We start from the raw sequence: 13691 nt of genomic DNA on the forward strand, positions 1-13691 counted from the left end.
GATGCACACCACCTCATACCCGCAGCGCATGTCGCAGCCGATGATCCGAATCCTGGATCGGACTGCCGAAAACCCCGGCAACACAGCCGGATTCAGCGTCCCCTGACGCCCCTCCTCTCGGGGCGCACCTGCCCCGAAACCTCGGTCGCCATGAGGTGACCTGCCGGCCGACCGGCCACCACGGGCCGTTCGCACCCCGAGAACCCGCCACTCCCCCTGGGAGAGAACGAGGTTGTCGATTGCCATGGCCCGCCCATCCACCACCGCCGTCACCACCCGAACCTGGATGAACACCCGTGTGCGCGTGCTCAACGCCACCTACGAGGACTTCGACCTCGTACCCGCCGCCCGCGCGGTTGTGACGCTCGCCGCGGAACTCGCCGTCACCTTGGTCGAACACACCCCGCGGTTCCTGGTGCGTTCCCAGCACATCGCGATCCCACTGCCGCGCACGATCCAGCTGCTCGAGTACGTTCACACGCCGCCGCGGCCGGGCGTCGACGACGACACCCGAGCAACGTTCCCAGCGATCCTGGCGCGCGACCACCACCGGTGCGCGTACTGCGGTGGCCGGGGCGCGAACACCGTCGACCACGTTTACCCGCGCAGTCGTGGCGGCGGCGACACCTACGGCAATCTCGTCGCCGCCTGCGCGGACTGCAACGGCCGCAAGACCGACCGGACACCGGAGGAGGCCGACATGCCGCTGCTGTGGATCCCCCGAGCTCCGCGGGATGACGTCAAACGGCAGCGCGCGATCTGGCGCGACCTGGCCCCGACACCGTGAATCGTCTTGAAAGGAGGCACAACCGATGACCATCATGATGACCTTGGCCGAGCTGCTGCCGGCCACCGACGGAAGCACCGACTGGGACGAGGCCGCCTGCCGGGGTGATCGTCACCCCGACCGCTGGTTCCCGGACCCGAGCGAGCCCTTCGACTACGCCGCCCTCGTCTGCGCCCGCTGCCCGATCGCCGCGGCCTGCGGCGAGTACGCCGCCGGCACCCGCCAGTCCGGTGTGTGGGGCGGACACGAGTACCTCCGCGGCAAGCTGATCCGGTAAGCCGGAGGGCATTTCACGACGGGACACCAGTGAGCCGAGTCCGCCGAAGCACCACACCTGGGACGCAGTCTACAAACCGCGCAGAACTACGAAACCGAGTCGAACTCGCTGCGGTCGACCGAGACCAGCAGGACCAACGAGTCGGCGGTGCGGGCACAGAACGCATCGGCGTCGACGAGTCCGTTGGTGAGGCCGCGCACGATGGTGGCGGAGACCAACAGGTCGAAGGCGGCGTCCGCCGCCGCGGCCGTCTCGTCGGCGGACCGGTCGGGGAACTCGGCGGCCACGCGTTCCGCGAGAGTCACGCGTACCGGATCCTCGGCGCTGAGTATCAGACGCTCGTACGCCCCGTGATCGTGGAGATAGGCGGAGAGCAGGCCCGGAATGGCTGCGCGGGCAGCAGGTTCGGCGATCTGATTGAGGAACAGCCTGGTCCACGCCAGCAGGTCGTCACGCAGGCTCGCGGTGGCCGCGGGCAGCGTGGCGTCGGGCCCCCCGAAGACGGCATCCTCGACGATCGATTCCTTCGTGGCCCAGCGGCGGTAGATCGCCGACGTACCAACCTTCGCGCGTCGGGCGATCGCGGTGATCGTGGTCTTCTGGTACCCGCTCTCCACGAGCACTTCCCTGGTTGCAGCGAGAATGGACCGGTCGACTTGAGGGTCCCGGGGCCGGCCCACACCGACCACTCCGGGCCGGCGATCGCTGCTCGTCTTCACACAACCGGACAGTACCGGACGAGTTTCGCCGAATCTATTACGTTGCAGAGCGCTCCGTAATAGATTCCGGGTAGGTCAGCCAGCCATCCACCGAAAGGACGACTCCCGATGATCACCCCGCACGACGAACTGCTCATCCACCAGCTCCCCACCACCCTCGACCACGTCTCGCAGAGCGACCTGCGCTGGACCGAGCGCATCGTGATGTACGGCTTCGACAAGTCCGGCGAGATCAGCATCATGACCGGCCTGGCGAAGTACCCGAACCGCAACGTTCTCGACGCCTACGCGATGGTCACCCGCAAGGGCGAACGGGCCCGCGTCGTCCGCATGTCCACCGAGCTGAACCCGCAGACCGGCGCCCTGAACGCGTGGAGCGTCGGGCCGTACACGTACGAGATCGTCGAGCCGTTGCGCAAGGTGCGCTCCACCGTCGAGTCCAACGAGCACGGCCTGAGCCTGCAGCTCGACTTCACTGGCGACTTCCCGGTGTACGAGCAGACCGCAGCCTTCCACCGCAGCCGTGGCCGGGTCCGCGAGGACGCCCGCCGCTTCTACCAGAACGGCACCATCACCGGCTGGATCGAGATCGACGGCGAGCGCATCGAGATCGACCCCGACAACTGGTGGTTCGGCCGCGACCACTCCTGGGGCGTGCGCCACGGCGGCGGTGGCGGCAGCCTGCCCGAGGGCGGCAACATGCAGCCCTCGGAGGTGCCCGCCGGCGTCTTCTACTACATGGGCATCTTCCAGTTCGAGGACGAGGTGGTGCACTTCGCGCAGCGCGAGACGCACACCGGAGAGCGCTGGCAGTTCGAGGGCGAGGTGCTGTTCCCGATCGACTCGGGCAAGGACCCGCTGCCGATCATCGACGTCGAGCACGACCTGGATTTCCGCGACGACCTCCGCGTCGTCAAGTCCGGCACGTTCACCGTGCACCGCGCCGACCGCAGCACCGACGTCATCGAGGTCAATCCGGTATGCGACTTCTGGCCGGGCCTGGCCGGCTACGACGAGTACAACGGCTACGCGTCGGGCATGTACCGCGGCAAGGACTTCAGTGACAGCTTCGACGTCGACATCACCGACGTCGACGAGATCCGCAAGGTCAGCATGCTCAGCGAGACGCTCTGCGAGGTCCGGATGGGCGACAAGGTCGGGCACGGGCTGGTCGAGATGGTGTTCATGGGCGTGAATCCGCGCTACGGCTACACCGACTGGAGCGCCAACCGATCCGGTGCGAACAATGGCTGAGCGCGTCGCCGCGGAAGACCTGGCGGCGGCCCTCGAGCCCATTGTCCGGCAGCGCATTCCGGGCGCGCAGAACGCGAAGATCGTCAACTGGATGCGCACCGAGCGCGGGTTCTCCACCGAGACCTACCTGTTCGACCTCGAAGGTGCCGAGCACGAGTCGGCCGGGTACGTCTTCCGACGCCCGCCCGAGGTCTCGCTGTTCCCCGACTACGACCTCCGGCGCCAGTACCTGGTCTCGGAGCGGCTCGCACCGACCGATCTCCCGGTCCCCGCCGTCCGGTGGATCGACGCCGGCGACAACCCGCTCGGCACCCCGTACTACGTGATGGACCGCATCGGAAATGCCGAGGCGCCCAGCGACTTCCCCTCGTACCACACCGCCGGCAACTACTTCGAGGCCGACGAGCAGGGTCGGGCGAAGATGTGGTGGGAGTGCGTGGAGACGATGGCGCGGGTGCATCTCCTGGACCCCGAGGAGCTCCGGCTCGGGTTCCTGGCGATGCCCAAGTTCGGGGACAAGCCGGTCGAGCAGATCGTGAACTACCTCGACTGGGCCGTGCGCTGGGCGGCACCGGAACTGCCGCCGGTGATGGAGAAGGCACTGACCTGGCTCGGAGCCAATCTCTACGACCCGGAGCACGTGACGTTGGTCTGGGGCGACGCCCGCATGTCGAACATCCTGTACACGCCGGACCTGTCGGTCGCCGGCGTACTCGACTGGGAGATGGCGTATCTGGGTGACCACGAGGCCGACCTGGCCTGGGTGCTGTTCCTGGACTGGGCGTGCAGCGAGTACGAGGGACACCCGAGCCTGCCCGGCACCCCGACGCGGGAGGAGACCATCGCCCGCTACGAGCAACTGACCGGCTGGAAGGTGCAGAACCTGCTGTTCAACGAGGTGCTCGCGGCGGTGCTGCTGTCCGTGCCCCTGTTGCGTCTGTCCACCCATCTGAACCTCGGCGACAACGTGAGCATCACCGGGTTCTGCATGGCGCGCCTCGAACAACTGCTGAACGCCGACTGACGGTCCCCGGCGAGTAGGTCGAGCCCGGCCGGTCAGTCCTTCTTCAGGTCCCGGTCGCGGCTCGGCTGCACCCGCTTGGGCTCGCCCGGCATCTTCGGATAGTTCGGCGGGTACGGCATGTCACCCAGCCCGGCCGCGAGGTCACGCTCGGCCATCTCGAGCAGCCCGTCGAGCGAATGGGCGACGTCGTCCAGCGTCGCCATCGGGTCACCGCGACCCGCGAGCAACGCCGGCACCGTCGCGATGGTGAAGTCGTCGGGCTCGACGGACGCCAGTTCGTCCCACGTCACCGGGGTGGACACCGTCCCGATCGGGGTGCGGCGGGCCGAGTACGCGGACGCGACGGTCTTGTCCCGGGCGTTCTGATTGAAATCGAGGAAGATGCGCCTGCCGCGTTCCTCCTTCCACCACTTCGTGGTCGCCCGGTCGCCGCTGCGCCGCTCGACCTCCCGGCACAACGCGATTCCGGCGCGCCGTACCTCCACGAAGTCCCACCGCTGTTCGATCCGGATGTACACGTGCAGTCCGCGTCCGCCCGACGTCTTCGGGAACCCGATCAGGCCCAGTTCATCGAGAAGCGGATGCAGGACGTCGAGCGCGACGCGACGGGCGTCGTCGAAGTCGGTGCCGGGCTGCGGGTCCAGGTCGATCCGCAACTCGTCGGGATGCTCGACGTCCGGGCAGCGCACCGCCCACGGGTGGAACGCGACGGTGCCGAGGTTCGCGGCCCACACGATGTCGGCGGCGCTGCGCACCCGCAGCACGTCCGCGGTGCGGCCCGACGGGAACGTCACCTCGCACGAGTCGACATGCTCGGGCCGTTTCGCCGGCACCCGCTTCTGGTAGATCTCCTCGCCCTCGACGCCATCCGGGAAGCGCTGGATGTGGGTCGGCCGGTCCCTCAGCGCGCGCAGCAACTCCCCGCCCGTCGCGACCCTGCGGTAGTACTCGACGAGGTGCCGCTTGGTGCCGCCTTCCGCGCCGAGCCGCGGGTAGTAGATCTTGTCCGGATTCGACAGCCGGACGGCCACGCCGTCGACGTCGAGCTCCTCTGCCGGAGAACGCTTGGTGGCAGCCATGGTTCAGCCCTCCCCTGTCAGGACGTCGGCGAGGTCGTAGCGGAGCGGAACCTCGAGTTGCTCGAACGTGCACGACTCCGGCGCCCGGTCGGGGCGCCACCGCAGGAACCGCGCCGCGTGCCGGAACCGCACCCCGGCCTGGCTGCCGCGTTCGCCGAGCCCGCCCTCCATCTGGTCGTACGCCACCTCGAGGACGCGCTCGGGGCGGAGCGGAATCCAGCTGCGGTCGGCGCTCGAGCGCCAGCGGGTGGCCTCCCCCTCGGCCACGACGTCGTCGCCGACCCGCAACGGTTCGAGTTCGGCGAGCAGCTCGACGCGACGCTTCGCGGTGAAGGCCGACGCGCCGCCGACCATGTGCAACTCGCCGCCGTCGTACAGCCCCAACAGGATCGACCCTATGCCCGGCTGACTCTTGTGCGGCCGGTAGCCGATCGCGACGACGTCGGCGGTTCGAGAGTGCTTGACCTTCACCATCTCCCGCTTGTTCGGCAGATAGTGGCCGTCGAGCCTCTTGGCGACGACGCCGTCGAGTCCCGCTCCCTCGAACGTCTCGAACCAGCGCTGCGCGGTGGCACTGTCGAGGGTGGCCGCCGTGACGTGACAGCTCGGTCCACCGCCGACCGCATCGAGCAGTGCGTTGCGGCGTTCGGCGAACGGGCGCGCGGTGAAGTCGTCGTCGCCGAGCGCCAGTAGATCGAATCCGATGAACTGCGCCGGGGTCTGCTCCGCGAGCAGCTCCACCCGGCTGTCGGCCGGGTGGATGCGCTCGGAGAGCGAGCCCCAGTCCAGCCGGGTCCGGCCGCCGATCTCCCGGGGGACCACCAGCTCGCCGTCGACGACGCAGCGTGGCGGCAGTTCGGCCCGCACCGCCTCGACCATCTCGGGGAAGTACCGGGCCAGGTCCTTGCCGCCACGCGAGCCGAGCACCACGTCGTCGCCGTCGCGGAACACGATGGCGCGGAATCCGTCCCATTTGGGCTCGTACGACCAGACGGATTCACCGGCCGGTTGTTCGGGCACTCCGGACGCGGCCTTGGCCAGCATCGGCTGCAGCGGTGGTGCGATAGGCAGGTCCACGGCGTCCATAGTGACACCCGCACCCGCTGTTCGCGCGCTGTTCGCCGCGGCCGGTGCCCCCGATCAGCCGTTTGCGGCGGGCGTCTCGAGGACCGAGGTGACCGGAGTGGGGTTACGCGTCAGGTCCAGGACGGGGCAGTGTGCCTCGGCCGCCTCGTGCAGTTCGAGGTAGCGCTCCCGCGACTCCGGGCCGGTGACGTTCACGACGACGCGGACCTCGCCGAAGCCGGGCCGCACGGTCTCGTCGAACCCGAAGAAGCCCCGCACGTCGAGGTCGCCCTCGGCGCGGGCGGTGATGTCGTCGACCCGGATACCGAGCTTCTCGGCCCAGAACCGGTACGTCACGACGTGGCACGACAGCAGCGAGGCCAGGTAGTACTCCACCGGGTTGGGGGCGGTGTTCTCGCCGCCGAGCGCCGGCGGCTCGTCCACCTCGACCGTGTACTTACCGAGCGAGACGGTGCTGGCAACGGCGTCGTGGGCCCGGGCCGACGCGCGGAAGACGACGTTCGCCTTCGCTGCGTCCCGGGAGACCGCGTCGGCGGTGGCGGAGACGATCGAGGACAGGTGTGAAACGGATGCAGTGGTCACGGGTGAGATCCCATCGTTCGTGTGTGTGAATGCCGAGTGCGTGATCACGGCGCGTGCGATGACGGCGCGCGTGAAGTGATCCCGGCGGCGAGACACTCGCGCCGGGGGCGGGTCGGATCAGACCCGCCGACACCCGGACGTACACACGTGCGCGAAATCGACATGGCGGCGCCGCGTCAGCAGCTCACCGGAGTCGATCGCGCGAAGTGAGGTCACGCCTGAGACTGTAGCCGGACCGCCCGGCCCGGTCTACAGCCAGCCGCGACGCTTGAAGATCGTGTACAGCCCGGTACAGGTGAGCACCATGAGCATCAACGCGAACGGATACCCGCCGGCCCAGTGCAATTCGGGCATGTTGTCGAAGTTCATGCCGTACACGGTGCCGATCAGGGTGGGCGCGAACAGGATTGCTGCCCACGCCGAGACCTTCTTGATCTCCTCGTTCTGCGCGTAGCTGGCCTCGGTCATGTTGCGCATCTCTTCGTTCTGCGCCTGCGAGACCAGCGTCGCGTTCAGCGCGAGGATGCTGCCGAGCAACTCCCGGAAGCCGTCGACCCGTTCGACCACCGTCGTCGCGTGGTCGGTCACGTCCCGCAGGTACTTCTGCAGTTCCTCGTCGGTGTTGTACTTGTCGAAGCCCGCGGACAGTGCGCGCAGCATGCCGAGCAGCGGCTTGGTGGCGCGCTGGAACTCGACCACCTCTCGGGAGAGTTCGTAGATACGCCGGGACACCATGGGGTCGCCGCTGAAGACCTCGGTCTCGATCTCGTCGATGTCGTTCTGCAGACCCGCGACGACGGGCGCGTAGCCGTCGACCACGGCGTCGAGGATCGCGTACAGCACCGCCTCGGGCCCCAGCTTGAGCAGTTCCGGGTCGCCCTCCATGCGGTCCCGGACGGCCGACAGGTCCGGGGACTCGCTGTGCCGGACGGTGAGCACGAACGTCGGGCCGCAGAAGATGTGCAGTTCGCCGAAGTCGACGCTCTCCGATTCGTCGAGGTACCGCGCGGCGCGCAGCACGACGAACAGCGTGTCGCCGTACCGCTCGAGCTTGGGCCGCTGGTGCGCGACGATCGCATCCTCGACCGCGAGCTCGTGCAGGTCGAATTGCTTTGCCGCAGCGTTCAGTTGAGCGTCGTCCGGACGGTAGAGACCGATCCAGGCCATCGACGACTCGTCGGGCAGGCTCGCGAGTGCTTCCGCGAGGGTCGCCGGCGAGGAGATCCGGCGGCCGTCGCGGTAGACCGCGCTGTTGACGACGCTGGACTCCACGACGCCGGATTGGGCCGCGGCCGGTGGCGTCTGCCCCGGGTGTCGCGGTGCCATCGAATGCTCGGGCGAGACCACGTCGTCGGCGGTACCGGCGGCGCGGCGAGGGAGGATCGAGCGAATCGGACGCTTTTCACGCATACGAATACAGCTTTCGGGAAGGTCCGCGATCCGGACCGCCGATCGCGGTCCCACGGACACCAGTCGAACGCCATCGGAGTGGATGGCGTGGATTGTCCTGTTTAACTGGTACTCGGAGGTTGGCTACTCATTACTAGCCCCACCTCCTCTTCCTCGAACCCCGCAGATCCGCGGGCGCGGGTCGACCCGAACGACGACACCCTACTCCGGCAGCACCGGACGCGACAACCGGAGCGGTCAGTCGATGCGCTCCATGTCCGACCGATACCGCGCCGCTTTGGCCACGTACGTGGCGACACCGCGACGCAGCCCCTCCGCAAAGGCGTCCGGATCAGGATGCGGCGCAACGGTTGCCGGCGCGCCGAGCACTCTCGATCGGGGCGGGACGACGGTGCCCTCGGTGAGCAGCGCGGTCGCGCCGACGAGGGTGCCCGTGCCCACCACCACACGCTGCAGGCTCGTGGACATCGATCCGATGAGGCACCGGTCCTCGACCACCGCGCCCTCGATGTGCGCGTTGTGCCCGACGACGCAGTCCGCACCGGGACGCCTCGGCGCCGATCGTCACGGCCCCGACCACCACGACGTCGGGATGCACGAAGGCGGTGGGATGGATGTCGGGAACCAGGTCGCCCAGTCGGTAGATCTCCACGCGGCAAACACCTTTCGTCTCGGGGATGTCTGTCCCCGAGTGCATCTACCCGCTGTTCGACGGACCTGCCACATCGGCCTGCCGCTCGTGCACCGCGGCGACGAACAGGTCGAGGTAGCCGCAGGCACCGTGCCCGGCGCGTGACTCGTCGCGTCGCTCGATGGCCTCGACCACCCGCTCGTGGTGGGCCGCGCCGAGTGCGGGTTCGTGGACGCCGTCGGTGAAGTCGTAGGTGGCCCGCAGCGGCTCGGCGATGCCTGCGAACAGCTCGTCCAGCACGGGGTTGTGGGCGGCCGCGACGACGGCGACGTGGAAGGCCAGATCCGCGTCGGCAAAGTCGGCGCCGTCGCCGGTGCGTCCGGTCCGATCCCGGAGGTCGAGTGCCTCGCGCAGGCGTCGGACGTCGTCGTCGGTGCGGCGCAGGCACGCCAGTCGCACCGCCTCGAGCTCGAGCGCGCGGCGCACCTCGTAGACGTGGAGCATCTCGGATACCGCGACCTGGCGGGTGAGCAGGCCACCGATGTCGGTACGGGCGCGGACGAACGTGCCCGACCCGCGACGGATCTCGAGCATGCCGGTGGACGTGAGGCACTTGATCGCCTCGCGGAGCGTGTTGCGGCCGACACCGAGCAGGGTCGCCAGCTCCGGCTCCGTCGGGATGCGCTGGTCCATCGGCCAGTCTCCGGTCGAGATCCGGGCACGCATCCAGTCGAGCGCCTGCTGATACGCCGATTCCTTCTGCACCACCGTCACCGGTTCATCCTCACACGAGCCGCGGACACCTTCCCCGTCCAGCATACATAGGACGTCCTACGTAGGATGTCCTCGTGCGCCCAGCCACCGACCTCCGAACGCCGCCCGTGACCGACCCGACCGACCGCGCGACGAGATCCGCCCGACGGTGGCCGGCGCGGCACTTCCACGGGCTCGGGTACGTGCTGGTGATCCTGCTGGTGGGGGCGAACATGCCGACCGCGCTCTACGGCGTCTACCGCACCGAGTTCGGGTTCAGCCCGGTCACGCAGACGGCGATCTTCGCGGTCTACGCCGCCGCCCTCGTGCCGGCGCTCTTCTTCTTCGGCCCGTTGTCGGACCGGATCGGGCGCCGTCCGGTCCTGATCGCGGCACTCGCCTCGGGCCTCGGGGGCATCGCCGTCCTCGCGTTCGCGGAGTCGACGGCGTGGCTGTTCGTCGGCCGCATCCTGCAGGGCCTCTCCGTGGGTGCGTGCTCGGCCGCCGGGACGGCGGCACTGCTCGAGCACGTGCCCGGCCACAACCCCGTGCGGGCCGCCCGTGCCGCGACGGCGAGCACGGCGGCCGGCGCGGCCCTCGGCCCCCTGATCGCCGGCGCCGTCGCCGAGTACCTGCCGCATCCACTCGTCCTCCCCTACACACTGTTCGGACTCGCGCTGATCCCGGGACTCGTCGCGCTGCTGGTACTGCCGACACCCGAACGCGCCGAGCCGTCGGCCGCCTCGCCGCACCCACCGCGGCGGCGTCTGATCGAGATGCCACGGATTCCACGCGCGATCCGGTCCGTCTTCTTGCTGGCAACGGTCCCGGCCGCGATCGCGTGGGCGGCGGTGGGCCTGTTCCAGTCGGTGGTGCCGTCCTGGATCGCGGAGATGCTCGGCATGTCGAACCTGCTGGTCGGGGCGGCCACGGCCGCGCTGGTGATGTCGTGCTCGGTGGTGGCGCAGCTGGGCATGCGTGGCCTCGACCCCCTCGTCGCCCAGCGCCTCGGCCTCGGCCTGATGTGTGCCGGGATGCTGGGGCTGTCGGTCGTCGACCGCGTGCCGAGCCTGGCCCTGCTCCTCGTCGTGACCGCCGGCGTCGGCATCGGACACGGACTGGCGTTCACCGGCGGCATGCAGCGCGTCAGTACCGCGGTCGCCCTGCACGCCCGCGAGTCCAGTGGCGCGGTCCTGGCCGCGTTCTTCACGCTCACGTATGTCGGGCTCGGCGTGCCCGCGATCGCCGCGGGTCTCCTCGTCACCTACCAGGGCATGTCGACCGCGGTGGCCGAGTTCTCCCTCGTTGCCGCCGTCAGCTGCCTGATCGCGTTGGCGCTGAACATGATCCGACGGTCCGACGACGCTACGGGATGAGCCCCTGCCGCCGTGCCTCGACCACGGCCTCGTGCCGGCTGCGGACCTCGAGCTTGGTCATGATGTTGCGCATGTAGCTCTTGACGGTGTCGAGGCGCAGACCCAACCGCTCGCCGATCTCCGCGTTGCGGCAGCCGAGCGCGACGTGGACGAGTACCTCGAACTCGCGGGGCGACAGCGTCACCCTCGCGGGCTCGGTCGCCCCGACGGTGAGCCCGCGCAGCTTTCCTTCCACCGCCCTGACCTCGGCGCCGAGGGCGTCGTCGTCGAGGCGGTCCGCGATCGCCCGCAGAGCCAGGTAACTCTCGGTGATGCCCGCCGAGATCTTCGGGTCCCGGTACGCGTCCGGTGCCGTGCGCGCATTCTCGATCATCGCGACCCGGCGGTCGACCTCGTCGCGGATCTCGATCTCGTGGGCGAGTTTGCGCGCCGACCGCATCACCGATTCGGCCATCACGTCACCGATCGGCAGGTTGGCGCGCAGGCCGCCGTACACCGCGGCGCGGGTGGTCCCGCGCACCACGACCGGCGCCGCGAGCAGCGACTCGATCCCCTCGCTGGCCACCTCGTGGTCGTAGTCGTGGGTGATGTGCCGGGAGTTCGCGTAGTCCTGGACCGCACCGGGCCGCTGTTCGGCGATCACCCGACCGCCCAGTCCGCATTCGGTGTCGATCACGAGATCACGCAGCATCGCACCGCGGGTCCCGACGAAGCCCGACAGCCGCATGCTGGGCCCGTCGACCATGCCTCCGAACAGCACCGGCAGCGTCGTGCTGGTGCGCAGATATCGGAGTTCGGCGCGGATCGCGTCCTCGTCGCTCGGCCTCAGGATGTCGGTCATCAGTTCGTTCGGTGCGCTGTTCGTCGGAATTCCGGGCACCCACCGCGGATACCCACTTCAGAGGGTAGCGGCCGCCGGACTGTGCCCCATAGCGTCGGATCCGGCGGTGTGTAACGCCCGTCACTTGCGATCACCACGGAGGTACTCGTGTCCGAACTGTCCGCCTCGGCGAACCACACACCGCTCAGTCCGCTGCGCTTCCTGGACCGCTCGGCATCGGTGTTCCCCGACAAGACCGCGATCATCCACGGGGACCGCCGCTACACGTATCGCGAGTTCGCGAACGAGGTGGCGCAGCTCGCACGGGTGCTGCGCAGCCGCATCGAACCGGGCGACCGGGTCGCCTACCTGTGCCCCAACACCCCCGAGATGCTGATGGCGCACTTCGCGGTGCCGCTGGCCGGCGGTGTGCTGATCGCCCTCAACTCGCGACTGGCCGGACCCGAGCTCGAGTACATCCTCGACCACGCCGGGGCCCGGATCCTGTTCGTGGACTCCGAGCTGGTGGGCTCGGTGCGCACCGTGCGGGAGAACGTCGGCAGCGTCGCCGAGATCGTCGAGATACCGGACTCGACGATCCCGCGCCCCGACGTCCCCGCCGGTGTGACGACCGCGCAGTACGACGAGTTCCTGCGCAGCCGCGACGGCCTGTCCGACGAGCCACTCCGCTGGGGCGTCGACGACGAGCAGCAGGTCATCGCCATCAACTACACGTCCGGCACCACCGGAAAGCCCAAGGGCGTCATGTACTCCCACCGCGGCGCCTACCTGAACTCGCTCGGCGAGACGTTCCACAACGGCTTCGACGGCAACACCAAGTACCTGTGGACGCTGCCGATGTTCCACTGCAACGGCTGGTGCACGCCGTGGGCCGTGACCGCCGCGGCCGGCACCCACGTGTGCCTGCGGGCGGTGCGTGCCGACGCCATCTGGGACGCGATCGACGACCTCGGAATCACCAACCTGTGCGGCGCCCCCGCCGTGTGCACCACGATCGCCGGCGCCGAGCAGGCGCACCCGGTGGACGCGCTGCGGATCACGACCGCCGGCGCTCCCCCGTCGCCGACCGTCATCGCGCAGCTCGAGACCCTCGGCGTGACCGTCGTGCACGTGTACGGCCTCACGGAGGTGTACGGGCCGTACACGATCTGCGAATTCCAGGAGTCGTGGAACGACCGGTCGCCCGAGGAGCGGGCCGCGCTGATCTCCCGGCAGGGTGTCGGCATGCTGCAGGCCGAGAACGCCCGCATCGTCGACGACAACATGGCGGACGTGCCCGCCGACGGCGAGACGATGGGCGAGATCGTGTTGCGCGGCAACAACGTCATGCTCGGCTACTACCGCGATCCGGAGGCCACCGCGCAGGCGTTTGCCGGGGGCTGGTTCCACACCGGCGACCTGGGCGTCATGCACCCGGACGGCTACATCCAGCTCAAGGACCGCGCGAAGGACATCGTCATCTCGGGCGGCGAGAACATCTCGACGGTCGAGGTGGAGCAGGCGATCATCGCGCATCCCGCCGTGCTGGATGTCGCCGTCGTCGGTGTGCCGCACGAGAAGTGGGGCGAGCGACCCAAGGCGTTCGTCATCGTCAAGCCGGGACACACGGTGACCGCCGAGGAGATCGTCGAGCACACCCGCGCGCTGCTCGCGCGGTACAAGGTGCCCGAGGAGATCGTCTTCCCGCTCGACCTGCCGCGCACCCCGACCGGCAAGGTGCTCAAGTTCGAGCTGCGGAAGTCGCACAGCTGACACGGGTGGTGCCCCGCCGGTCCACCCGGCGGGGCACCACTCGACCGGGAACCACACTGTGCCGCGGAGAAAATCTGTACGGAGTGCGAGGTTTTGTACAAAACGGCGGACCACGGAATT

13 protein-coding genes and 1 pseudogene are annotated in these 13691 nt (G+C 69.0%); 6 read left to right on the forward strand and 8 right to left on the reverse strand.

The genetic code is table 11. The features are described from left to right. Positions 1-244: 244 nt before the first annotated feature. Together DEU38_RS14370 and DEU38_RS14375 are read left to right on the forward strand one after the other, a co-directional pair. Positions 245-787 (forward strand): HNH endonuclease, encoded by a 543-nt coding sequence (locus DEU38_RS14370; RefSeq protein WP_114722088.1) that lies wholly within the window; start codon positions 245-247, stop codon positions 785-787. A gap of 25 nt (positions 788-812) precedes the next feature. Beyond that, complete coding sequence (locus DEU38_RS14375; RefSeq protein ID WP_114722089.1) at positions 813-1064, forward strand: WhiB family transcriptional regulator; 252 nt, start codon at positions 813-815, stop codon at positions 1062-1064. Between the two features lie 86 nt (positions 1065-1150). Here the strand turns inward: DEU38_RS14375 and DEU38_RS14380 are convergent, their stop codons facing one another. After that, positions 1151-1783, reverse strand: coding sequence for a TetR/AcrR family transcriptional regulator (locus tag DEU38_RS14380; RefSeq protein ID WP_258557905.1), 633 nt, complete (start codon positions 1781-1783; stop codon positions 1151-1153). A 108-nt stretch (positions 1784-1891) separates the two neighbouring features. On the opposite strand from DEU38_RS14380, the gene DEU38_RS14385 reads away from it, so the two are divergent. Then, complete coding sequence (locus tag DEU38_RS14385) at positions 1892-3037, forward strand: hypothetical protein (protein ID WP_114722090.1); 1146 nt, start codon at positions 1892-1894, stop codon at positions 3035-3037. Continuing rightward, positions 3030-4061 (forward strand): phosphotransferase family protein, encoded by a 1032-nt coding sequence (locus DEU38_RS14390; protein WP_114722091.1) that lies wholly within the window; start codon positions 3030-3032, stop codon positions 4059-4061. The genes DEU38_RS14385 and DEU38_RS14390 overlap by 8 nt, the downstream gene beginning before the upstream one ends. Positions 4062-4093: 32 nt before the next feature. On the opposite strand, the gene ligD is transcribed toward DEU38_RS14390, so the two are convergent. The 6 genes and pseudogenes from ligD to DEU38_RS14420 all read right to left on the reverse strand — a co-directional run bounded on the left by ligD (position 4094) and on the right by DEU38_RS14420 (position 9623). Further along, positions 4094-5140 (reverse strand): non-homologous end-joining DNA ligase, encoded by a 1047-nt coding sequence (ligD, locus tag DEU38_RS14395; protein WP_114722092.1) that lies wholly within the window; start codon positions 5138-5140, stop codon positions 4094-4096. 3 nt (positions 5141-5143) lie between these two features. Beyond that, a complete protein-coding gene (locus DEU38_RS14400) occupies positions 5144-6217 on the reverse strand; it encodes an ATP-dependent DNA ligase (RefSeq protein ID WP_114722162.1) in 1074 nt (357 codons plus the stop codon). Positions 6218-6280: 63 nt separating this feature from the next. Beyond that, complete coding sequence (locus tag DEU38_RS14405; RefSeq protein WP_114722163.1) at positions 6281-6808, reverse strand: OsmC family protein; 528 nt, start codon at positions 6806-6808, stop codon at positions 6281-6283. A 249-nt stretch (positions 6809-7057) separates the two neighbouring features. Continuing rightward, entirely contained in the window at positions 7058-8218 is a 1161-nt protein-coding gene (locus tag DEU38_RS14410; RefSeq protein ID WP_114722093.1) for a magnesium and cobalt transport protein CorA, read from the reverse strand. A gap of 237 nt (positions 8219-8455) precedes the next feature. Next, positions 8456-8915: pseudogene (locus tag DEU38_RS14415) on the reverse strand (gamma carbonic anhydrase family protein). Continuing rightward, positions 8916-9623 carry a FadR/GntR family transcriptional regulator gene (locus DEU38_RS14420; protein ID WP_114722164.1) on the reverse strand — a complete coding sequence of 236 codons (708 nt, stop codon included), beginning with the start codon at positions 9621-9623 and terminating at the stop codon, positions 8916-8918. A gap of 74 nt (positions 9624-9697) precedes the next feature. On the opposite strand from DEU38_RS14420, the gene DEU38_RS14425 reads away from it, so the two are divergent. Then, positions 9698-10978: an MFS transporter gene (locus DEU38_RS14425; protein ID WP_258557906.1), complete on the forward strand. Its 1281-nt coding sequence runs from the start codon at positions 9698-9700 to the stop codon at positions 10976-10978. On the opposite strand, the gene DEU38_RS14430 is transcribed toward DEU38_RS14425, so the two are convergent. Further along, positions 10968-11819 (reverse strand): LuxR C-terminal-related transcriptional regulator, encoded by an 852-nt coding sequence (locus tag DEU38_RS14430; protein WP_114722166.1) that lies wholly within the window; start codon positions 11817-11819, stop codon positions 10968-10970. The genes DEU38_RS14425 and DEU38_RS14430 overlap by 11 nt on opposite strands. Before the next feature lie 147 nt (positions 11820-11966). Here DEU38_RS14430 and DEU38_RS14435 point away from each other — a divergent pair, with 147 nt between their 5' ends. Then, on the forward strand, positions 11967-13571 hold the full coding sequence (locus DEU38_RS14435; protein ID WP_114722094.1) for an acyl--CoA ligase family protein: 1605 nt from the start codon (positions 11967-11969) through the stop codon (positions 13569-13571). Positions 13572-13691: the final 120 nt, after the last annotated feature.

It is taken from the genome of Rhodococcus sp. AG1013, from assembly GCF_003350365.1.
In the GTDB taxonomy this organism is placed as follows: domain Bacteria; phylum Actinomycetota; class Actinomycetes; order Mycobacteriales; family Mycobacteriaceae; genus Prescottella.

What these genes read in the sequence shown, in the direction of transcription:
- DEU38_RS14370 (WP_114722088.1), top strand. Translation starts at nt 245, where the DNA reads ATGGCCCGCCCATCCACCACCGCCGTCACCACCCGAACCTGGATGAAC.
- DEU38_RS14375 (WP_114722089.1), top strand. Translation starts at nt 813, where the DNA reads ATGACCATCATGATGACCTTGGCCGAGCTGCTGCCGGCCACCGACGGA.
- DEU38_RS14385 (WP_114722090.1), top strand. Translation starts at nt 1,892, where the DNA reads ATGATCACCCCGCACGACGAACTGCTCATCCACCAGCTCCCCACCACC.
- DEU38_RS14390 (WP_114722091.1), top strand. Translation starts at nt 3,030, where the DNA reads ATGGCTGAGCGCGTCGCCGCGGAAGACCTGGCGGCGGCCCTCGAGCCC.
- ligD (WP_114722092.1), bottom strand. Translation starts at nt 5,140, where the DNA reads ATGGCTGCCACCAAGCGTTCTCCGGCAGAGGAGCTCGACGTCGACGGC.
- DEU38_RS14410 (WP_114722093.1), bottom strand. Translation starts at nt 8,218, where the DNA reads ATGCGTGAAAAGCGTCCGATTCGCTCGATCCTCCCTCGCCGCGCCGCC.
- DEU38_RS14430 (WP_114722166.1), bottom strand. Translation starts at nt 11,819, where the DNA reads ATGACCGACATCCTGAGGCCGAGCGACGAGGACGCGATCCGCGCCGAA.